The sequence below is a fragment of the Paenibacillus illinoisensis NBRC 15959 genome, assembly GCF_004000925.1.
Classification (GTDB): Bacteria; Bacillota; Bacilli; order Paenibacillales; family Paenibacillaceae; genus Paenibacillus; species Paenibacillus illinoisensis.
In genome coordinates this window covers 80096-101060 of the sequence record NZ_BIME01000002.1, presented here as the reverse complement: position 1 = coordinate 101060, position 20965 = coordinate 80096, and the positions used below count along the sequence as shown (strand labels likewise).

The following is a 20965-nucleotide window of genomic DNA, read 5'->3' as shown; positions in this document are numbered from 1 at the left end:
CTCCCCGTTTACAACCAGGAACGCATGACCTCAATATCATCTTTGTGCGTCCCATCCTCACCTGTCTCGGTTTCCAACACAACGACAGCCTGTTGGAACTCGGTCGAACTCAACAATTCTTGCATCGCTTTGCTTCCTATAAATCCCTGACCGATTCGCGCATGTCGATCCTTGCACGAGCCGGAAGCATATTTGGAGTCATTAAAATGCACAGCAGCAAGTGCATCCCAGTACCCAAGCTGTCTGCCTTTTTGAAGCATATCCTGTTCACTATTGCTGTGCCACATCCCTGAAGCAAAAGCATGACATGTGTCAAAACAAAAAGCAATATGCTCCGGATATTGGCTCAGCTTGCGAATCTGAATCATTTCTTCCATCGTCGTGCCCATTGGACCGTGGTCACCTGCCTGATTTTCGAGCAAGATCTTTGCCTGTCCATTCCAGTCTTCCAAAACCGTATCCAAACAATGGATGAGATTCTGATACCCTTCAAGCGGCTGATCACTCTTAAGATGACCAAAATGAACTACCGTTCCTACTGAACCGCACACATCTGCAATATGCAGATCATTCCTTATGGAAGCTACGGTAGCATGAAACCCCGCCTCTCCACGGGTCATGCCCAAAGCCGGATTCGTCGGATAGGGTGAGTGTGCAATGGACGCAATGCCATTCTCCTCACACCACTCCCGGCACAATTCAGCATTTTTAAGATCAGGATCTTTCAAACCAAGGCTCCGGGGGTTCTTCGGAAAATATTGAAATGCCGTTGCCCCCATCTCATATGCCCTCTTGGCTGCTTGTAAAAATCCACCTCTCGTGCTGACGTGTGCGCCGATTCCGTAATTAGGCCTCATGCTGACAATTCGGACAGAAGAAAGCCTTCTTCCCCGTAATTTCCACTCGTTCAATCGTGCCTCCACAACGTGGACAGCTTTCCCCTTCGCGATCATATACCCTGCATTGCTCATCAAAACTTCCTGTTTTCGTGTCCCCTTGCATCAGCGGCATTTCCATATAACCACCCTCCGAAGCTGCTTCACGGAGCACCGACTGCATAGAACGGAACAAACGCTCTGTGAGCTCTGGTGAACTGGCGATGTTCTGTGTTTTGGAACTAGGTCTCAAACCTGCAGCAAAAGCAATTTCATCCGAGTAACAATTGCCGATACCAGCAATAATGTGCTGATTAACCAGGGTCGTTTTGAGCGTTCCGCGGCGTCCTTTCAGCAATGAAGCAAAACGCTCAGGATTCATGCGTCGATCAAGTGGCTCAGGTCCAAGATCGGCCATGGCTTCTTCCGTTTCCTTGGATGTAAGCAGGTGCAAATAACCCAATCGGAGTCCAATAAAGAACAAGATATGATCACCAAATTGAATCTCAACTTGTGTCGACCGATCGGGACGATCTGCCTCAGTCCCCCAGTAAATCATGCCTCCCAGCATGAGATGGAGCACCAGTCGTTTACCGTTTGCCAAATGAAAAATAAGATACTTCGCCCGGCGCTCGACAAAAATAATACGATTGCCTGTAAGTTCGCGCGTAAATTCCTCTGGCTCTTTATTGATGGATTTTTCCCGATTAACGACAACACCAGTAATAGGTAAATCAAGTATTTCTGCGGACAATAATGTCCGGTAGTTTTCCATTTCCGGCAGTTCCGGCATCTGTATCTATCCCTTCTTGGATGCTTGGCTCTCTTGTTGCAACAGCCACTCAATCAGTTTATGCAAATCATCAAACACATGATCAGGACGTATCTTGGTCGCGCTAATATGAGTATCCATATTTTCTTTCGTTGTGACTCCGGTCAATACGAGCAATGTCTCGCATCCAGCTGCTGCTCCTGCTGCAATATCTGTACGCATATTGTCCCCGATCACTGCCACTTCATCAGCCCTTAAATTTAATCGATCAATCGCTGACTTCATAATAATGCTGGAAGGCTTGCCGATTACAGTTGGTGAAACACCTGTAGCCGCTTCGATCGCAGCACCAATGGTACCTGCTCCTGGAGTCAAGCCATCATCAGAGGGGAGCTGTAGATCTGGGTTGGTCAGGATTGATTTTGCTCCATCATTAATCCAGCGCAGTGCCTTGGTTAGTTTTTGGTAGGAAAATTCACGGTCAATGCCTTGAATGACGTATTCCGGCTTTTCTTCCGTCCTTTGCAATCCTGCTTCATCGATAGCCTGAAGTAAACCAGCTTCTCCAATGCAGGCAACTCTTGCGCCAGGAGATTCTTCAGCTACATATTCAGCAGCAGAAACTGCAGAAGTACAAACTTGAGATGCTTCCGCTGGAATTCCCATTTCGTTCAAGTGATCTGCTACCCCTTGCGGTGTACGTGAAGAATTATTTGTTACAAATAAATAAGGTACAGCCTGTTCATTCAGCGTCTGAATAAGCTTGTCTGCCCCTTCAATCCGATGTCTGCCATGATAGAGTGTTCCATCCAGATCGATCAGATAGGCCTTAATCATACAGAGCACTTCCTTTCTTTTAGACCATTAACCATTCATGTCCTTAATTACATTTTGAAGTTTTTTGATCCATAGCTATGTATTTCAAAAAATAATACGGGCTTGCTCGTATGAGCACGCAACACGTCGAACCGAATCGAACCCAGACGTTTTCACTCGCGCGCCTTCTGTACAAGCTTGTCATTTCCTGCGCTTTCCCGGAAAATAATTTGGTTCATTTCCCTGCTCATATTGCCCATCCTACACGCTTTCCGATCAGATTGCAAAAGGGACCTCAGGGCCTCTCCCCTTCAGTCCCGCCTGAATTGCCGCCTTTAAACGAACATTTTTGAAGCCCAACTGCCTTAATTATAACTGAGATCCATTCTGATGATGAATGACAGGAATTAACTGATGCTCATTCGCCAATCTGGAGTTAGGAAAAACGGCCTTTGCCTCGTCCAAAAGGGGCTGCAGCTGTTCATCATCCTTATAACGAGAGCTAAAATGAGTCATAATCAATTCTCCAACATCTGCTGCTCTGGCCGCCTCAGCCGCTTGCTTAGCAGTGCTGTGATAGTACTCATGAGCGGTATCTGCCAAATCGTCCATAAATGTTGCTTCATGCACAAGTACATCTGCATGCTTAGCGAGGGGCAATACATTTGCACACGGTCGTGTATCTCCTAAAATGGTTATCACTTTGCCGCGTTTGGGAGCTCCTAATACATCCTCCGGACGAACAGCTTTGCCGTCATCCAGGGTAATCGTCTCACCGCGTTTAAGACGACCAAAAAGAGGACCCGGCTTCAAACCATACTCTGCCAGCTTAGCTTGATCGAGACTGCCTGGACGATCCTTCTCCGTAATTCGGTAGCCGTAGCTGTCGATCCGATGTTCCAGTAATGCAGACTCTACAATGAAGCTCTCGTCTTCAAACAGCAAACCACCTGTATGCTCAACAATCTTCAACTCATAGTTAATCCGAGACTGACTTAACTCCATTACGGTTGTAATCATACGTTCTGTCCCAGGCGGTCCATAAACCGTAAGGGGTGTCGTCCCTCCCTGGTAAGCCCTGCTCGAAAGCAGGCCGGGAAGCCCGAATACATGGTCCCCATGAAGATGAGTAATGAAGATTTTCTCCAATTTACTCAGTTTTAGCGGTGAACTCAAAATTTGGTGCTGGGTTCCTTCCCCGCAGTCAAACAACCACAAAGCTCTTCGCTCATCCAACATGCGGAGCCCAATGGAAGTTACATTCCGCTGCAGTGTAGGTACACCAGCGTTAGTTCCCAGGAAATATAGTTCCATCCGGATTGCACCTCTTTCTGTTGCCAGCAAAAAGCCTCCGACGATGCGGAGGGCTCTGCCTGACCTCTTATTGACTATGCTTTTTCAACATTAAAATATTTGGCTTGCGGATGACTGAACACCATCGCGGATACGGAAGCTTCCGGCTCCATCATGAAGCCTTCCGTCAGTTCCACACCAATGTCCTCAGGCTGCATCAGCTTGAAGAGTGGCCCCTGATCTTCCAAATCCGGACAAGCCGGATATCCAAATGACACCCGTATCCCTTGGTAACGCGCGCCATGACGCTGTTTCATGGTCATGTTCGCCGGATCCGGGAAGCCCCATATATCTCTCATCATATGATGCACTCGTTCAGCTAATCCCTCAGCTACTTCAAGTGCTACAGATTGCAGAGCATGTGATCGAAGGTAATCCCCTTGCTCCTTCCATGCCGTAGATAGTTCACGAACACCGTGACCGGCTGTTACAACCATGAATCCAACGTAATCCATTTCTCCAGATTCCACTGGCTTCAGGAAGTCAGACAGGCACAGGAACGGTTCAACCTTTTGCCGCGGGAATGTGAAGGTATGCAGAATATTGCTTGTATTCTCGGGATCGTAAATGATGACGCTATTGCCGCTGGATTGTGCCGGGAAGAAGCGATACATCGCATGTGCCTGGATAATTCCATCCCGGACTGCTTCTTGCATAATTCCGTCTACAACCGCTTTGAGATCGGTAGCTTTGGGATCACCCGAAGCGAGCAGCTGCTCCACAGAACCGCGAAGGCCAAGATGATGACCAAGCAGCATCTGCATGTTTACATACGGCAAAATGTGCGACAATGGATAATTACGCAGCGTGTGCCGCTCAAGATCCGGAGGAACAAGAACAGGATTGTCGATTGCGATATCCGACCGCTCAACTCGCGTAAGCTCCGGCAGCGGTTTAACTGTTTCTGCACTGGACGCATCTGCTTCTTTTTCGGCCTCCATCTCCAGCTGCATGACTTCACGGGAAACCGGGTTCATCAGCTTGTTAGCCAAATCCAGACCGTCCATCGCGTCTTTTGCGTATACAACCATTCCGTCATATTCAGGACGAATCCGGTTCTTGGTGAATTTGCGCGTAAGTGCTGCTCCACCCACCATGATAGGTACGTCGATACCCGCTGTACGCAAATCTTGCGCGGTGACAATCATCTGCTGTGCCGATTTGACAAGCAAACCGGATAAGCCGATTGCATCGACTTTTTCTTCTCTATATGCTTCTATAATTCGTTCTGGTGGTACTTTTATACCCAAATTAATGATTCGGTAACCGTTATTGGACAGGATGATCTCCACCAGGTTCTTCCCGATGTCGTGCACATCACCCTTAACCGTTGCCAGAATGATTTTGCCCTTCACAGATGTTTCATTTTTCTCCATGAATTGTTCCAGATAAGCAACTGAGGCCTTCATTACTTCCGCACTCTGTAGAACCTCAGCAACGATCAGCTCGTTGTTGTTAAACAGTCGGCCTACTTCTTCCATCCCCTGCATAAGTGGCCCATTGATGACTTCAAGCGCTGAGTATTTGGCAAGAGCCTGTTCCAAATCTGGCAACAATCCCTCTTTGCTGCCTTCGACAACATAAGAGGCGAGACGCTCTTCTAATGAAAGATTCGAAATCTTCTCTTTCTTCTCAACCTTTTTGTTCCGGAATGCCGCTACGAATGCAGCGAGTGTTTCGTCATTTGTATTATAGAGCAGCTCTTCCGACAATCTGCGTTCTTCTTCAGGGATGGAAGCATAACGTTCCAGCTTCTCCGTGTTTACAATCGCGTAATCGAGTCCTGCCTTCGTACATTCATACAAAAAGACAGAGTTCAGGACTTCCCGACCGGCCTCAGGCAATCCAAATGAGATGTTGCTGATACCAAGAATCGTATGACACTCAGGCATAGCTTCCTTGATAACCCGAATCCCCTCAATGGTTTCCTTGGCAGAACCAATATACTGCTCATCCCCGGTGCCAACAGGGAACACCAATGTATCAAAAATCAGGTCCTCAGCCTTCAATCCATACTTGTTCACCAGCAGATCGTATGAACGCTTGGCAACCTCCAATTTATCTTCCCGACTAATGGCTTGTCCACGTTCATCGATTGTACCCACTACAACGGCTCCGCCATATTTGTGGATAAGAGGAGTTACAAGCTCGAATTTCTCTTCCCCATCCTCAAGGTTAATGGAGTTAATTATCGCTTTACCTTGAGAGTACTGAAGAGCAAGATCGATGACCTTTGCGTCGGTTGTATCAATCATCAGCGGAACTTTTACTTTTTTGACGACCAGTTCGAGAAATTTTTCCATATCCTCAGCTTCTTCGCGGTCCGGGTCCTGCACACAAACGTCGACAACATGTGCTCCATTTTTTACCTGAGCGCGTGCAATTTCCGAAGCTTCCTCATATTTCCCTTCAACGATCAGGCGCTTGAATTTCCGAGATCCAAGCACGTTGGTCCGTTCACCAACCATATATGGACGATTATCCTGCTCTATATATACGGGATCAATACCGGATAATGCTGGCGGATGTGTTCCGTTCATTTCTCTTGGGGGGTACTTGGCAAGCGTATCACGCATCGCCCGAATATGTGCTGGAGTTGTACCGCAGCAACCTCCGGCGATGTTTAACCATCCCTGTTCGGCAAATGCTCCAATTTTCTGAGCGAGTGAATCAGGTGATTCATGATAATTACCATTTTCATCAGGTAGACCTGCATTCGGATAACAGCTGACTGCTACTGAAGCCATTCCGGAAAGAGAACGGATGTGGTCACGCATAAATTCCGGGCCTGTAGCACAGTTTAGTCCCACTGAAATTGGGTTAAGGTGTTCTAGGGATATATAAAAGGATTCGATGTTTTGACCCGCAAGGGTTGTTCCCATCGGTTCAATTGTCCCTGAGATCATCAAAGGGAGCTTAATTCCGCTCTGCTCGAATGCTTGCTGGATACCTATGCTGCCTGCTTTGACATTAAGGGTATCCTGCGAAGTTTCAAGCAGTAGCGCATCAACGCCTCCCTCAATTAAAGCGAGCGCTTGCTCGGAATAACTGTCGATGAGCTCCTGAAACGTTACGCCGCCCGTAACTGAGAGCGTCTTCGTTGTTGGTCCCATCGCACCTACCACATACCGTGGGGATTCTGGAGTCGAAAACCGATCTGCCGCAGCTCTCGCAATTCGAGCAGCTTCGAGGTTAATCTCGCGGGCACGATCCTGGATATCGTATTCGGCCAATACAACCGAAGTAGCTCCGAATGTATTGGTTTCGATTAAATCTGCACCAGCTTCCAGATATTCTTCATGAATGCGCTGGATGAGTTCTGGACGTGTAAGTACCAACATTTCATTACAGCCATCCAGATCCTCTCCGCCAAAATCTGCACCAGTGAGATCAACTTGTTGAATCATGGTCCCCATCGCACCGTCGAGGATTAATATTCGTTGTTTTAATGCATCATGTAGACTAAGCTTATCCAATAACTTCACCCCCGCAAAACGTTAAATCTTAGTTTAACAGAAACTTACTTATTGTGAAAGATCGGTTTTATTCAGCTGTATGGCGGGTTTCAGACGATCAAGGTCGAATTTGCGAATCGACAAAAAGGTAGACATCCGATATAATATCTATTAAACCAAGTGGAAAAGAGGGAAAGAACATGGCTGAAATTGTGATCAGAAATACGAACGAACGTATCACTGGAGACGAAAATGTTCGAAATTTCTTGGACAAATATGAGGTACTCTATGAAAAATGGGACGCATCCAAATTAAGTGCTGAATTGCAAAATAACTTTGGATTGACTGATGATCAGAAAAACCAGGTTTTGGAAACCTTTGATTATGAAATCAAAGACCTCGCTGCACGTCGCGGATATCAGATCTGGGATGTCATCACCCTCTCCGAACAAACGCCAGATATTGAAGAAAAATTGGCCAAGTTCGAGGAAATCCACACACATGCCGAAGATGAAATCCGTGCCATTGTCGCGGGTAAAGGGATCTTTGTTATCAAAGGTACAGATGATGTAGGTTACTTTAATGTAGAATTGTCTCCTGGAGACGTCATTTCCGTACCGGAAAACACGCCGCATTTCTTCACTTTGATGGAGAACAAACAAATTATTGCTGTCCGTCTCTTTATCGAAAAAGACGGCTGGGTTGCTGACCCGTACCCGGATCCTACTTTTATTAAGCAGGCCTAATCTTATATTACGGATATCGTTCATTCAACAAACCCCTGTCCATTTGAACAGGGGTTTGTTGCGGTTTGGATCATTATACAACACTAGATGGATTATATAAAATAATGTGGATACTTTGCTTTGACCGTCTCCTGTTCAACAACGACAAGTCTAAGGTGAGCTTCCATCACCTTCATCGCTTGTTCTGTTTGGCGCTCCTTGATGAGCTGGTAGATTTCCTTGTGTTGGGAGATAATAATTTCGGAATTAATGTCTTCGGACAAGCGAAGGATACGCAGACGATTAAACGGAATGTTAAGCTGCTGAAGCATTTTCCACGTTCTCATTTTTCCAGTTCCCTGAAACAGGATCTGATGAAACTCCTCATCCAGTTCAAACAGTCGATAGAAGTTATTCTTATCCATACACACTTCCTGCATAGCGATATTGGTTTCCAATCTGAATTTGAATTCTTCTGCAAATGAGGCACACGCCAGCGCTACAATTTCCTTTTCTATTTTTTCTCGCATAAATCTGCCTTCTTCCACATGCTCCAGATTAATATGTGAGACGATTGTTCCACTCTGTGGGATAATATCCAAAAGTTCCTCTTCAGCAAGCTTCATGAAAGCTTCACGAACAGGAGTTCTGCTGACCTCAAGTTCATCCGCTATTTCTTTCTCTGAAATCTTCGTACCAGGTTTAAGCTCAAGGTGCAAAATTCTTTCCTTTATCAGCTCATATGAATAAGCCCGGGTCGAACCTCTAATCTTTTGATTAAGTGACATTCCTTAACCTCTTCCTCTCAGCCGTATTCATTCATCTTAGCATAAATTGCCGTTTCACTAAAATGAGCTCAGCGAAACGGCAATCGTTTAAACTTTGTTTATCATGCTACTGCTGTTTGTTCTCTTTATACTTTTTGTACGTATCGTTGGAAATCTGCAAGTACTGAGACAACCCTTGTCCTTCCAGTTCCTTTACAAATGCATCAAACTCGTCAAGACTGCGTTCGCCAAGAATAAATTTAAGGGTATTTTGGTCCGAGTAGTCCTTAAGTGGAGTACTAAGCAATGTCACCTGTTCACGGTCAAGATCTGAGTACGGGATTGGAGGTTCAGCAGGAATAACTTCCTTGGTATCCTTCATGTCCTGCTGGAATTTCAATTCTTCTTCACTAAACATGGAGTGCAGCAGATCCGTTGTTCCACCATAAGCAAACACGCCACCAGAGAAACCGTAATCAATACGCAGATCTTTTGTGCCTTTAGGATTCAATCCATTATAGTTCACATCATCCGCAAGCTTGCGAACCCCATCCTGTTTCGTGAAGGTCTCTCCTTCAACTCCCCATTTGGCAAACTCCTGTCCTTCATCACTGTAGTATAACCAGTCAATAAATTGCATTGTTGCTTTGAAATTTTCACTATCTTTGATTTTACCGGAAATCATGACACCGTTTTCAAGTCTTGATCCAGACATTAATTGTCCTTTCGGACCACCCGGAACCGTAATTTTAGCAATGGAGAATTTTCCTTCACCCAACGTTTTATTCATATCATTGCGATGCAGCACTAACGTTTGAGAGTTACCGTTAATGATAAACGACTTGCCAGAGACAAATTTTTGTGTCGCTTGATCATCATCTTGAGTGAAACTTTCCTTGTCCAGCAATCCTTCGGACACCATTTTGTTGAAGTAGGTCAGCATTTCTTTGTACTCAGGAGTAGTGGATGTATATACGAATTCATCCTTGTCTTCCTTATACGTAAGACCATTGCCGAAACCCCACCCGCCCTTGGTTCCAAAACCAGCAGCCGCAATATTCAACGTACTGTTAAATTCAAATCGGTCAGAGAACGGAATCGAATCTGGGTAGATCTCTTTCAACTTCTTGGCAGCATCATATAGTTCATCCCAAGTTGTTGGGATAGGAATGTTGTTTTCCTCGAAGACATCCGTTCTAACAATCAGTGTATAGTCTGGCCATACTTCTTCATGCAAACCAGGGAGAACATAATACTTCCCGTCTTCCTGACGGAGACCCTCCAGTTCATCCTCAAGTCCCCATTTCTCTATCTTGTCCTTGAAATTAGGCATCAAGTCAACATAGTCACTTACGGGTAATATGGCTCCAGAAGATACGAAGGCAGATTCTTCACCCGGATAGGTTTTAGGGATTACGAGAGGTGCATCTCCCGAACTGATCAAAAGAGATCTTTTTTGCGGATAGTCAGACATTGGTACAATGGTAGGATCCAAGGTCACACCCGTCAGCTCGGTGATTTTTTGGAAAAGCAACCAATCTTTCTTGTATGGATATGCTGGCTGATCACTATAAAGTATGGATAAGTTGAATGGCTCCGAGGCTTTAAACGTTTCACCCACTCCGTAGGACTCCATAGCCCCTTTGGATTCAGGTTCGGCCTTCTCGGTTCCCGCTCCGCTGCTGCATGCTGCCAAAACAACACTCATCATTGTTGCCAAAACCATCTTGCCTACAAGCTTGCGTGGTCTCTTTTTCATTACATTGTCCCCCTGCATGTGGTTTAGATTGGCCTTGCGTCTAAGAGATGTTAACTATATGCACTTGGAATTACTGCTTGACAGATCCCAACATGATACCGGTTACAAAGTATCTTTGCACAAACGGATAAATCGTAAGGATAGGCAGAATCGTAAGTACCATCGTTACCGACTTGATATTAGCTGAGATTTGAGTCAAATTATCAGCCGACGCTCCAGCAGAAGCTCCTCCTGTTGCACCTGCAATCATGTTCCGCAAATAAATGGTCACAGGGAACAGTTCCTTTTTGTCGAGATATAGGAATGCCGGGAACCATGAGTTCCAGTGTCCCACTGCGTAGAACAGAACCATTGTAGCCATTACAGCCTTACTTAGCGGCAATATGATACGAAGTAAAATACCATATGTGTTTAAACCGTCGATGGCTGCTGCTTCCTCCAGCTCCTCAGGCATGTTTTCGAAAAATGATTTCATAATTAACATGTTATAAATGCTGATTGCTCCAGGTACAACTAACGCCCACATCGTATTGTTCATGCCAAGGGAATTAATCAGGACATAGTTTGGAATCAATCCGCCACTGAAAAACATGGTGAACACGGCAAACATTGTCCAGAACTTGCGTCCCATTAATCTCCTTTTAGAAATTGCATACGCGAATATGGTTGTCATAAACATGGATATCAACGTACCTACCACGGTGTAGATAACTGTATTTTTATAATTGGTCCAGAACATGCTGTCACGCGAGATGGTCTTGTAGGTTTCAACATTGAACCCTCTCGGGATGATACTGACTTTCCCGGAATTGATATAGGATTCGCTACTGAAAGATTGTGCTACGACATTCAGGAACGGATAGAGTGTGACGAATACCACGAGCAGCAAAAAGATGGCGTTGAACACTTTGAACACTTTGTATGATTTTGATTCCTGCATGTTGCCCCTCCTTTACCACAAGCTTCGTTGTGTTAGTCTGCGTGAGATTGCATTTACCGAGAATACCAAGATCAGTCCGATGAGTGATTCGAATAATCCAATCGCAGTAGCGTAACTGAAGTTGCTGGATTGCAAACCTACACGATACAGATAAGTGGAAATCACGTCTGATGTATCATAGATAAGCGGATTGTAAAGGAGGAGAATTTTCTCAAATCCGACAGCAAGAAAATTACCCATATTCAGAATTAACAATGTAACGATGGTTGGCAAAATGCCTGGTATGGTTACATGGATCGTCTGTTTCCAGCGATTCGCACCGTCAATCCGTGCAGCTTCATACAAAGAATCATCGATTGTTGTTAAGGCGGCAAGATACAAAATGGCTCCCCAGCCCATGCCTTGCCAAATTTCAGAGGTTATATAGATCGTTCTGAACCATTCGGCGCGCTGCATAAAAGGAATATTGTCTCCAGTAAAGAATGCAACCAAGCCATTAATTGATCCATTCACTGCCGTTAGTTGCAAAATCATACCGGCTACGATAACGATCGATAAGAAATGCGGCAGATAGGATGCAGTCTGAACGAACTTTTTGAAGCGTTTACTTTTTACTTCATTCAAAAGCAGCGCAAAGATAATGGGAACTGGGAAAGTGAAGAGTAATGCAAGCCCACCTAAAATGAGTGTGTTCCCAAATACTTTCCAGAATGTGGGGTCCTGAACGAACATCTGAAAATACCTTAACCCAACCCAGGTTTCACCAAAAATGCTGCCTCCGGGTACAAATCTTCTAAAGGCAATCACATTACCAATCATGGGCCCGTATTTAAAAATTATCAGATAGATCACTGGAAGTATTAATAGTGAATACAGCTGCCAATCTTTGCGGAGTAAGGCTCCAGCCGTTCTTAACCTGCTTTCTTTGCGTAATGAGGTCATCGTAAGTGTGGTTTTAGCAGTTTCTGACTTCATATCTGATTCACTCCGATCAAATAAACTTGATAAAATTAAAAGTACTTCATGACAGCTCCCATCTTCACTTCTTTCTATCGAAACCCTTGCAGAAATTTCACCCCCACTGCATACTAGATATTTTGAATGTAAGCGATATCAATTTAAAGTAGTTTAATGGATATACTTAGGTACAGATTGTTTTCTTATTGCTCAATCTCATGAATACCTATTGTATTCCAAAAATTAATATTTTCCAAAACTATGTAAAGCGCTTACAATATACATAAAAATAATAAAGCAATAACTTCTGATTCCATAACCTGGATATTCCAAAAGAGTACTGCTTTAAATGATTCCCATACTAGTCATACTAGTATGTTAGTTACATTCTAAAACAGCAGTCCCAACATTACAATACCTTTTTTTATTATTTTTGATATTTCTTCACTACGCAGTTGCTTTAAAGTTTCAACCAAACCAAAAAACATTGATAACCCATGAATGATTTTGCATCATTCACCGAGGTTATCAATGTTTTAAAATGCACTATTGTTCAATTCTGAAATAATCAGAAATTAGCAATAATACGATCTAATTCTGATAAGTGCTTAATCTCATGATCAGGTACATAAGACTCCGAGTTCACTTTGTTCTCACGATTAATCCAGACAGACTGGATTCCTGCTGACAAAGCTCCGCGGATATCCGTCGTGAGTTTATCTCCAACCATCAAGCCTTCTTCTGGTTTTACTCCAAGTTTGCTGAGCGCATGTTCAAAGATGGACGGATCCGGTTTTCCTTTTCCAAAAGTACCCGAGATGATGATCTCATCGAAGAAAGGAGCCAGTTCAGGCACACCATCCAACTTCTCTTGCTGCAGAGCTGGACAACCATTCGTCAAGAGCAACAATTTGAATTTTCCCTGCAAGTGACGCAAAGTGTCCATCGTTTCTTCATATACATGGGGTCTGGATCTTCGCTCTGCTCCAAATTGCGAGGCAAGACGTTCAGCCAAATCTTCACGGTCCACGCCCAGCTTCAATAAGCCACGACGCCAGGACTCCTTACGATATACAGGGGCAAGCTGCTCCAATTGACGAAATTCAGGCTGGTCACCACCTGTAAAATTAGCCCATAGTCCTTCAAACGGATTGATACCAATCATTTTGGTGAATGGAAAGGTTTCATATGATTCATATAGACTACGAGCTTCATTACGAACAGCTTCTTCCAATGCCTCAGCATCAACGCCGGTTTCTTGTGAAGCAAGCAGGCAAGTTTCGTGGAATGCTTCCCGCACACTGCGTTCATCCCACAATAAAGTATCATCCAGGTCGAACAAAATCGCTTTTAATGCCATTCCGATCATCTTCCCCTTTGTGAATAATTACTTTTTCTCGTCTGTTTCTACAGTAATCTGATGTGCTTTGGCAAATTTCAGAAGTCGTTCAGAAATGGCATCTGTGTCATAGCGGTTCAACAGTTTAGTGAACACCCATCTTTTGCCACGGCTGTTATGTTCGATAACTACCGTTCCCTGTTCGAATCTAAACTTAACGATGTCATCTACTCCAATGGAGCGTTCCCGATTCCCTTTGGTTGTTATAATCCGGTTGCTCCCGATTTTGATGTAAGGACGGCGAAGCATAAAAATTACAGCCAAAAATACATACAACAGCATCGTAACCCAGTCCCATGTTGTCATTGGAGCTTTAACAAGAAATGTGCTCATAAACAGATACAAAAACGCAAGTCCAATGAGGAAAATAGGAAACAGAAGACTGCGTCCTTTGAAAATGTCCTCACCGGGCGTACCCGAAATCGGTTGACCATTTTTTTTGCGCTGCTGATTCAACTGCTTTGAATTTTTCCGAACCGTTCTCTCGAACGAACGAGCCATGAGAATCCCCCTTATGTCATCTTTGTATCGGCTTACAAAATTCGCAAACCGACATTCCCCCTATAAATTTGCATCCTCAAAATAAAAGGAAGAAACCTAAATATCATAATGATATCTTTAGGTTTCCTTAGTGTTTGAGTTTGCCTTGGTGGCCTTGATCCTTCTCATCATCAACAATTTCAATAGAATCCAGTTGCTGTCTGAAGTTGCTGCGGATGTTGTTTAAGTAAATTTCTCTAAGTTTAGCACGTTCGGCAAGTTCTTCCTCTGAAAGTCCAGTGGACTTTTGTTTACGAGCCAATTCATTGATGCGTGCTACCAGGCTATCTATATCCAAGCTTGTCCCCTCCAAAAATACAAAGTCATACTAACTTTGACATGATCGAGGCTGCTTGTCAAGGTTGCTACTTACTCGCTCCACTGAATCGTGATTTTAAGGGGTAAACTGAGGCAAAATTAGAACCTGTCCGGCTTGAATTGAAGTTGTTTGAAGCTGGTTTACTTTCTTTATTGCTTCTATATATACACGCGTATCCATATTTTCAGGTTTATGTTCCAAAGATAAGCTCCACAATGTCTCACCCTGGGAAACAGCTATTTTGCTGCCAGGAAGAACATTGTTCTCGTCTCCTGCAAACACAGTCAATACAGTGCTGCAGCCAATAAATATGATTAACGATGCCATAATCAATTTCAACAACCATGTTGGCATCTTGGCTTCTGCAAACCATTGTTTAACGTTACCTATGTTAGACTTGACCGCTTCCGAATTCACCGGTTCGTAAATACTTTGATAAGTGGAATATCTCATATTAATCGTCCTCCAAACGTTTGTTCCTATCTGTTAAAATCAATATAACACGAACACTTGTTTTGTACAACAGATTTTTAGAACAATTGTTCGCTTTATTTTAAACTCCAAATTTCCCGCAAATCTCTAGGTGAATCCAACTCGTTTTTTTACTATTGTTAAATTTGAAGGATTATACGAATAAAAGACTCAAAAACATTGATTTTATCGGATTTTATTTAGAACTTATGTTTGTACGAACGGAGGTTCTATGTTATAATTTTCCCAAACGTTACTAAAATGGGGTTGATACGGTATGTCGAAGATATCCAGCAGGCAGCAAGCTATTCTGGAGTTTATACGCAATGAAGTCCGGTTGAAGGGATATCCTCCTTCCGTACGTGAAATTGGAGAAGCGGTTGGACTGGCTTCCAGTTCTACGGTTCATGGACATCTGGACCGCTTGGAGAAGAAAGGTCTCATTAGACGTGACCCTACTAAACCAAGAGCCATTGAGTTGTTAAGCCAGGAGGAATCAGAACACTCCCATCAGTTTGCACACAGTGTTGCTCGCATTCCTGTCGTAGGTAAAGTCACTGCAGGGGTTCCGATTACCGCAACAGAGAACATTGAGGATTATTTCCCGCTACCGACACATTATGTTGGAGAACAGAAAGTGTTTATGCTCTCTGTTGTTGGTGACAGTATGATCGAAGCAGGAATTGTCAATGGAGATTACGTTATCGTACGCCAGCAGCAAACGGCAGATAATGGAGATATTGTCGTTGCGATGACTGAAGATGACGAAGCTACAGTTAAAACATTTTACAAAGAGAAAGACCACATTCGTCTTCAGCCTGAGAATGCAACATTTGAACCACTTCGTTTAAAACATGTTAGCATTTTGGGTAAAGTGATTGGCCTTTTCCGTGATATTCACTAGTCTTTCTTTCAACAGCAAGTCAGCTGAACTGTAATGACAAAAAGAGGTTGCCCTGTTCAACAGGACAACCTCTTTTTACATGCTAAATTTCTACTTCGTTAATTCCATATGTTATCGTTTGAGAATGCTTTTGTGATGGGAGAACACTTCAAAGCTTTGCTGACCATGATATGACCCCATACCACTCTCTCCTACACCGCCAAACGGTAAATAATGTGAAGTCATATGAGACAACGTATCATTAATGCACCCTCCACCGAAGGACACTTGATCCAAGACCTGATTCTGCAGCTCCTCTTGCTGCGTGAACAGGTATAGCGCCAGCGGTTTGGGACGGCGTACGATCTCAGCGAGCAGAGGATTAAGATCATCGTAAGTCATTACCGGCAGAATGGGACCGAATATCTCTTCTTGCATAACAGGTGAATCCCAATCCACATTTCCTACCAAGGTAGGTTCAATCAGCAGCTGATCCCGATCAGAGCGACCACCAATCAGAGCATGACCCTCTTCTAAGAATACAGACAGTCGATCAAAGTTACGTGTGTTGACGATATGCGGAAAATCAGGATTTCCCATGACATCCTTACCGAATTTATCTTGAATCTCCTCACCAATCTCTTCAAGGAGTTTATCGTGTACGTCCTGATGTACAAGCAAGTAATCCGGAGCAACACAGGTCTGACCCGCATTCAAGAACTTGCCACGGACGATCCGCTGAGCTGCCAACTTCAAATCTGCGTCTTTATGAACAATTACAGGGCTTTTACCACCTAATTCAAGCGTTACCGGCGTAAGGTGCTCTGCTGCTGCCTTCATAACGATGCGACCCACACCCGTGCTTCCTGTGAAGAAAATATAATCAAACTTCTCTTTCAACAAGGCTGTGCTCATTTCGACTTCACCTTCCATGACAGCAACATATTCCTCAGGAAAAATATCCGTGATCAGGTCATACGTCAGACGTGACACTGCCGGCGTTAATTCAGAAGGCTTAATAACAGCACAGTTACCCGCTGCAATTGCACCAATCAAAGGACCAAATGCCAGTTGAAACGGATAGTTCCATGGCGCAATAATGAGAGCAACTCCATAAGGTTCTGGATAGATCGTGCTTGTACCATCAGGTATAACAGCACTTGTAGGCACTGCTCTAGGAGCCGCCCATTCCTTAAGATGTTCTAGTGCAAAATCCAGTTCACCCAAAACGATGCGAATCTCAGAGTTATAGGCCTCTGTTTCCGATTTATTTAGATCAGCATGCAGTGCATCCAATATCCGTTGCTGATATTTCTCAATGCCTTGTCTTAATTGCTGAAGAGCATGAATCCGATACTCGATATTTTTAGTTTGTCCTGTATAAAAGAATGCCCGCTGTCTTGCAACGAGTTGTTTCGCTTTTTCCATATTAACATCTCCAATTAATGTTTTAAAATTAAATTGCTAAAAATATAATTGAATTATATCTTGTTTATATGAAATTATCAACATATTAAAATGACTGTTCTAAGTAAAATATGTATCTTCTCTCTTACTATTATATAAATACTATTAAATGCTGGTATTTTTTAGAAAACTACTCACCTCTGTCCCATTATGTAATTCATCAAAAAAAGCCCTTGGCACTTTTTTGCGCCAAGGGCTTTCCGAATTAGTACAACGTGATATATTGATCGCGTTCCCATTGGTGGACTTGTGTACGGTACATATCCCACTCAATTTCTTTCAGCTCGTAGAAGTGAGCCAAGGCGTGATCGCCAAGCGCATCACAGATGACTTCGCTGCGGATCAATTCGTTCAATGCTTCTTTCAGGTCAGCCGGCAAGCTTGGAATGCCTTCTTCCACACGCTCTTCTTCTGACATAATGTAGATGTTACGGTCAATCGGAGCTGGTAAGGAAAGCTCACGTTTGATTCCGTCCAGACCTGCTTTCAATAAAACAGCCAAAGCCAAGTAAGGGTTAGCAGCCGGATCCGGGTTACGAACCTCAACACGTGTACTCAAACCACGGGAAGCTGGAATACGGATCATTGGGCTACGGTTACTGGCGGACCATGCTACATAACAAGGGGCTTCATAACCTGGTACAAGACGTTTGTATGAGTTCACAGTTGGGTTAGTAATTGCTGCAAACGCACGCGCATGCTTCAGCGTTCCAGCCATGAAGTGACGTGCAGTTTTGCTGAGACCCAGCTCGTCCGACTCGTCAACGAATGCGTTCGCACTGCCTTGGAACAACGATTGGTTACAGTGCATACCGGAACCGTTCATACCAAACAATGGTTTCGGCATAAAGGTCGCATGTAGACCATGCTGACGTGCAATCGTTTTAACAACGAGTTTGAACGTTTGGATCTGGTCTGCTGCTTTTAGAGCATCAGCATATTTAAAGTCGATCTCATGCTGACCTGGAGCTACCTCATGGTGGGAAGCTTCGATCTCAAAGCCCATTTCTTCAAGTGTGATAACGATGTCACGACGACAGTTTTCACCAAGATCCGTAGGCGCAAGGTCGAAATATCCACCTTGGTCATTCAGTTCGTTAGTCGGGTTTCCTTTTTCGTCTGTTTTGAACAAGAAGAACTCTGGTTCAGGACCGACATTGAAGGAAGTGAATCCCATTTCTTCGGCTTCCTTCAGGTTACGTTTCAAGATGCCGCGTGGATCTCCAGGGAATGGGTTGCCATCCGGCAAATAAACATCACAGATTAGGCGAGCAACACGGTTCTCAGCTACCCAAGGGAAAATCAGCCAAGAATCGAGATCCGGATAGAGGTACATGTCGGATTCTTCAATACGCACATAACCTTCAATGGAAGAACCATCAAACATCATTTTGTTATCCAAAGCCTTGGTCAATTGGCTTACAGGAATTTCAACGTTTTTGATAGCTCCCAGCAAGTCGGTAAATTGCAATCGAACGAATCGTACGTTTTCTTCTTTAGAGATGCGGAGAATGTCTTCTTTTGTATAACTCACGATACCTCTCCCTTTCTTTTCTGCTTATTTGGCTTGCATGTTATATTTGTACATTAGAAAGTTCCACGGGTCAAGGAGTCTGCCATCACAACTGCATGATTTCCCCTCACTCGCCAAGTTATGCGAACTTACTTTTTATTAAAAAATCGGGAAAGCTCTCCCTGAATGAGAGATACTTGTCCAGGTCTCTTACCCGAAACCAGCTGTTGCTTCAATAAACGGTGCAGCTGTGTATCCGACAGTTCTCTGCGCTTCACTTCTGTATCTGCGGTGATAACTGTTGCTTCCTCAGATTCCTTGGATACTGGATTCATAACCTGCTTGATGCCGGCAATATTAACACCTTTTTCGATCAAAGCCTTGATCTCCAGCAATCGTTCTACGTCATTAAAGGAAAACAAACGTTGGTTACCTGACGTTCTTGCCGGTACAATCAAGCTGTGCTGTTCATAATATCGAATCTGACGAGCGGACAGATCCGTAAGTTTCATAACAATACCTATCGGGAATAAGGCCATATTTCTGCGAATTTCGTCACCCATGTTCATCAACCTTCCAGTCATCTATTCTTCACCCTATTGTACATTTAGTTATTACTAAGTGTCAATGACGTGTTAGATAAACTCACAATAATTTACGATCTTTCATTGTCTGGAGCGCCATCAAAACGCCATATTTAACATGAGAGTAGGTTAATCCACCCTGCATGTAGCCGATATATGGCTCTCGAATAGGCGCATCCGCTGACAACTCCAGGCTTCCGCCCTGTATAAACGTACCTGCCGCCATAATGACGGGATGTTCATAACCAGGCATGTCCCATGGCTCAGGAACGACATGACTATCCACTGCAGCAGCCCGCTGAATTCCCTGTACAAAAGCGATCAGATGCTCCGCGGAGGAGAACTGCACAGCTTGGATCAAATCTGTGCGTGTCTCATTCCATGCAGGTTTGGTTACGAATCCCGAAGCAGCAAACATTGCAGCGGCAAAGGTACTGCCCTTGATGGCCTGTCCCACAATTGTCGGCGCCATGTAAAGTCCCTGGTAGATCCCACGGGTAGTTCCCAACATGGCACCAACCTCACCACCTATGCCAGGTGCAGTCAAACGATACGCTGCCAGTTGAACATACTTTTCCTTCCCGCATATGTAACCCCCGGTTTCAGCAAGGCCTCCGCCAGGGTTTTTGATTAGTGAACCTGCCATCAGATCTACCCCGACCTCTGTCGGTTCGCGTTTCTCAGTAAATTCGCCATAACAGTTATCCACGAACACGATAACATCTTCTTTGATGGCCTTTACCCGTCTTACCATATCAGCTATCTCATCAATACAGAAGGAAGAACGCCAGTCATACCCACGTGAACGTTGGATACCAATGACTTTGGTTGAAGCAGTAATATTCCCTTTCACTGCGTCCCAATCGACACTTCCATCTGCCAGCAAAGCGGTTTCACGGTATCCAATACCAAAGTCCCGAAGAGATCCGGTTCCATCTTCCGGACTTCCAATGACTTTGTGCAATGTATCATAAGGTTTACCTGTGATGTATAACAACTCGTCACCTGGGCGCAGTACGCCAAAGAGAGCGGTGGCTATCGTATGTGTACCTGAGGCAAAATGGGGACGAACCAACGCAGCTTCTGCGCCAAATACGTCCGCATATACTTCATCCAGCACTTCCCGGCCACGATCGTTATATGCATATCCCGTTGAACCGGCAAAATGAAAATCACTGACTTGTTTGCGTTGAAACGCATCAATGACCTTCCACTGGTTGTAATCCGTAATACCGTCAATCATTCTCATCTGTTGTTCTATCTGGGCCTCAACTTGTTGTTGCAGCTCCACAATCTTTGTATCCAAGCTTGCCATCTTACTTCATTCCCCTTCATTGCACTAATCTAACGCATAATATCGATTATCGTGT

The 20965-nt window shown here is 44.2% G+C and carries 19 protein-coding genes; 2 read left to right on the top strand and 17 right to left on the bottom strand.

Annotated elements, in window-relative coordinates; all coding sequences use genetic code 11:
- Window positions 1-8: 8 nt before the first annotated feature.
- The 5 genes from PIL01S_RS05930 to metH form a co-directional block, all read right to left on the bottom strand.
- Window positions 9-857, bottom strand: coding sequence for a deoxyribonuclease IV (locus PIL01S_RS05930; protein ID WP_127537193.1), 849 nt, complete (start codon window positions 855-857; stop codon window positions 9-11).
- On the bottom strand, window positions 847-1668 hold the full coding sequence (locus tag PIL01S_RS05925; RefSeq protein WP_127536704.1) for an Fpg/Nei family DNA glycosylase: 822 nt from the start codon (window positions 1666-1668) through the stop codon (window positions 847-849). Before PIL01S_RS05925 ends, PIL01S_RS05930 begins: the two co-directional genes overlap by 11 nt.
- 6 nt (window positions 1669-1674) lie before the next feature.
- Window positions 1675-2484 (bottom strand): TIGR01457 family HAD-type hydrolase, encoded by an 810-nt coding sequence (locus PIL01S_RS05920; protein ID WP_127536703.1) that lies wholly within the window; start codon window positions 2482-2484, stop codon window positions 1675-1677.
- 348 nt (window positions 2485-2832) lie between these two features.
- Window positions 2833-3777 (bottom strand): ribonuclease Z, encoded by a 945-nt coding sequence (gene rnz / locus PIL01S_RS05915; RefSeq protein ID WP_127536702.1) that lies wholly within the window; start codon window positions 3775-3777, stop codon window positions 2833-2835.
- A gap of 74 nt (window positions 3778-3851) precedes the next feature.
- Window positions 3852-7292, bottom strand: coding sequence for a methionine synthase (metH, locus tag PIL01S_RS05910; protein WP_127536701.1), 3441 nt, complete (start codon window positions 7290-7292; stop codon window positions 3852-3854).
- A 179-nt stretch (window positions 7293-7471) separates the two neighbouring features.
- On the opposite strand from metH, the gene PIL01S_RS05905 reads away from it, so the two are divergent.
- Window positions 7472-8017 (top strand): cupin domain-containing protein, encoded by a 546-nt coding sequence (locus PIL01S_RS05905; RefSeq protein ID WP_095286447.1) that lies wholly within the window; start codon window positions 7472-7474, stop codon window positions 8015-8017.
- Window positions 8018-8109: 92 nt separating this feature from the next.
- Here PIL01S_RS05905 and PIL01S_RS05900 read toward each other — a convergent pair whose 3' ends face one another.
- From PIL01S_RS05900 to PIL01S_RS05865, 8 genes are all read right to left on the bottom strand, one after another.
- The gene (locus PIL01S_RS05900; RefSeq protein WP_095286446.1) at window positions 8110-8784 is read right to left on the bottom strand and encodes a GntR family transcriptional regulator; all 675 of its coding nucleotides are present in this window, start codon (window positions 8782-8784) and stop codon (window positions 8110-8112) included.
- 106 nt (window positions 8785-8890) lie between these two features.
- Window positions 8891-10522, bottom strand: a complete 1632-nt coding sequence (locus tag PIL01S_RS05895) for an ABC transporter substrate-binding protein (protein WP_127536700.1) — start codon at window positions 10520-10522, stop codon at window positions 8891-8893.
- A gap of 70 nt (window positions 10523-10592) precedes the next feature.
- On the bottom strand, window positions 10593-11462 hold the full coding sequence (locus tag PIL01S_RS05890) for a carbohydrate ABC transporter permease (RefSeq protein ID WP_127536699.1): 870 nt from the start codon (window positions 11460-11462) through the stop codon (window positions 10593-10595).
- Between the two features lie 12 nt (window positions 11463-11474).
- Complete coding sequence (locus PIL01S_RS05885) at window positions 11475-12404, bottom strand: ABC transporter permease (protein WP_371859930.1); 930 nt, start codon at window positions 12402-12404, stop codon at window positions 11475-11477.
- Window positions 12405-12987: 583 nt separating this feature from the next.
- Window positions 12988-13779: an HAD family hydrolase gene (locus tag PIL01S_RS05880; protein ID WP_127536697.1), complete on the bottom strand. Its 792-nt coding sequence runs from the start codon at window positions 13777-13779 to the stop codon at window positions 12988-12990.
- 27 nt (window positions 13780-13806) lie between these two features.
- On the bottom strand, window positions 13807-14319 hold the full coding sequence (locus PIL01S_RS05875; RefSeq protein WP_095286441.1) for a hypothetical protein: 513 nt from the start codon (window positions 14317-14319) through the stop codon (window positions 13807-13809).
- 127 nt (window positions 14320-14446) lie between these two features.
- On the bottom strand, window positions 14447-14656 hold the full coding sequence (locus PIL01S_RS05870) for a DUF896 domain-containing protein (RefSeq protein ID WP_095357365.1): 210 nt from the start codon (window positions 14654-14656) through the stop codon (window positions 14447-14449).
- A 96-nt stretch (window positions 14657-14752) separates the two neighbouring features.
- Complete coding sequence (locus PIL01S_RS05865; RefSeq protein WP_127536696.1) at window positions 14753-15130, bottom strand: LysM peptidoglycan-binding domain-containing protein; 378 nt, start codon at window positions 15128-15130, stop codon at window positions 14753-14755.
- Window positions 15131-15425: 295 nt separating this feature from the next.
- Here PIL01S_RS05865 and lexA point away from each other — a divergent pair, with 295 nt between their 5' ends.
- Entirely contained in the window at window positions 15426-16052 is a 627-nt protein-coding gene (gene lexA, locus PIL01S_RS05860; protein ID WP_056689962.1) for a transcriptional repressor LexA, read from the top strand.
- 111 nt (window positions 16053-16163) lie between these two features.
- Here lexA and PIL01S_RS05855 read toward each other — a convergent pair whose 3' ends face one another.
- The 4 genes from PIL01S_RS05855 to PIL01S_RS05840 form a co-directional block, all read right to left on the bottom strand.
- On the bottom strand, window positions 16164-17459 hold the full coding sequence (locus tag PIL01S_RS05855; protein WP_127536695.1) for an aldehyde dehydrogenase: 1296 nt from the start codon (window positions 17457-17459) through the stop codon (window positions 16164-16166).
- A 244-nt stretch (window positions 17460-17703) separates the two neighbouring features.
- Window positions 17704-19032 (bottom strand): type I glutamate--ammonia ligase, encoded by a 1329-nt coding sequence (gene glnA, locus PIL01S_RS05850; protein ID WP_095286437.1) that lies wholly within the window; start codon window positions 19030-19032, stop codon window positions 17704-17706.
- Between the two features lie 128 nt (window positions 19033-19160).
- The gene (locus PIL01S_RS05845) at window positions 19161-19574 is read right to left on the bottom strand and encodes a MerR family transcriptional regulator (RefSeq protein ID WP_095286436.1); all 414 of its coding nucleotides are present in this window, start codon (window positions 19572-19574) and stop codon (window positions 19161-19163) included.
- 82 nt (window positions 19575-19656) lie between these two features.
- Window positions 19657-20910: a methionine gamma-lyase family protein gene (locus PIL01S_RS05840; RefSeq protein ID WP_127536694.1), complete on the bottom strand. Its 1254-nt coding sequence runs from the start codon at window positions 20908-20910 to the stop codon at window positions 19657-19659.
- Between the last annotated feature and the right edge of the window lie 55 nt (window positions 20911-20965).

Excerpts from the sequence above, each read along its gene's own strand:
- PIL01S_RS05930 (WP_127537193.1), bottom strand. The coding sequence starts at position 857 with ATGAGGCCTAATTACGGAATCGGCGCACACGTCAGCACGAGAGGTGGA.
- PIL01S_RS05925 (WP_127536704.1), bottom strand. The coding sequence starts at position 1,668 with ATGCCGGAACTGCCGGAAATGGAAAACTACCGGACATTATTGTCCGCA.
- PIL01S_RS05920 (WP_127536703.1), bottom strand. The coding sequence starts at position 2,484 with ATGATTAAGGCCTATCTGATCGATCTGGATGGAACACTCTATCATGGC.
- rnz (WP_127536702.1), bottom strand. The coding sequence starts at position 3,777 with ATGGAACTATATTTCCTGGGAACTAACGCTGGTGTACCTACACTGCAG.
- PIL01S_RS05905 (WP_095286447.1), top strand. The coding sequence starts at position 7,472 with ATGGCTGAAATTGTGATCAGAAATACGAACGAACGTATCACTGGAGAC.
- PIL01S_RS05900 (WP_095286446.1), bottom strand. The coding sequence starts at position 8,784 with ATGTCACTTAATCAAAAGATTAGAGGTTCGACCCGGGCTTATTCATAT.
- PIL01S_RS05895 (WP_127536700.1), bottom strand. The coding sequence starts at position 10,522 with ATGAAAAAGAGACCACGCAAGCTTGTAGGCAAGATGGTTTTGGCAACA.
- PIL01S_RS05890 (WP_127536699.1), bottom strand. The coding sequence starts at position 11,462 with ATGCAGGAATCAAAATCATACAAAGTGTTCAAAGTGTTCAACGCCATC.
- PIL01S_RS05885 (WP_371859930.1), bottom strand. The coding sequence starts at position 12,404 with ATGACCTCATTACGCAAAGAAAGCAGGTTAAGAACGGCTGGAGCCTTA.
- PIL01S_RS05880 (WP_127536697.1), bottom strand. The coding sequence starts at position 13,779 with ATGGCATTAAAAGCGATTTTGTTCGACCTGGATGATACTTTATTGTGG.
- PIL01S_RS05875 (WP_095286441.1), bottom strand. The coding sequence starts at position 14,319 with ATGGCTCGTTCGTTCGAGAGAACGGTTCGGAAAAATTCAAAGCAGTTG.
- PIL01S_RS05865 (WP_127536696.1), bottom strand. The coding sequence starts at position 15,130 with ATGAGATATTCCACTTATCAAAGTATTTACGAACCGGTGAATTCGGAA.
- lexA (WP_056689962.1), top strand. The coding sequence starts at position 15,426 with ATGTCGAAGATATCCAGCAGGCAGCAAGCTATTCTGGAGTTTATACGC.
- PIL01S_RS05855 (WP_127536695.1), bottom strand. The coding sequence starts at position 17,459 with ATGGAAAAAGCGAAACAACTCGTTGCAAGACAGCGGGCATTCTTTTAT.
- PIL01S_RS05845 (WP_095286436.1), bottom strand. The coding sequence starts at position 19,574 with ATGGGTGACGAAATTCGCAGAAATATGGCCTTATTCCCGATAGGTATT.
- PIL01S_RS05840 (WP_127536694.1), bottom strand. The coding sequence starts at position 20,910 with ATGGCAAGCTTGGATACAAAGATTGTGGAGCTGCAACAACAAGTTGAG.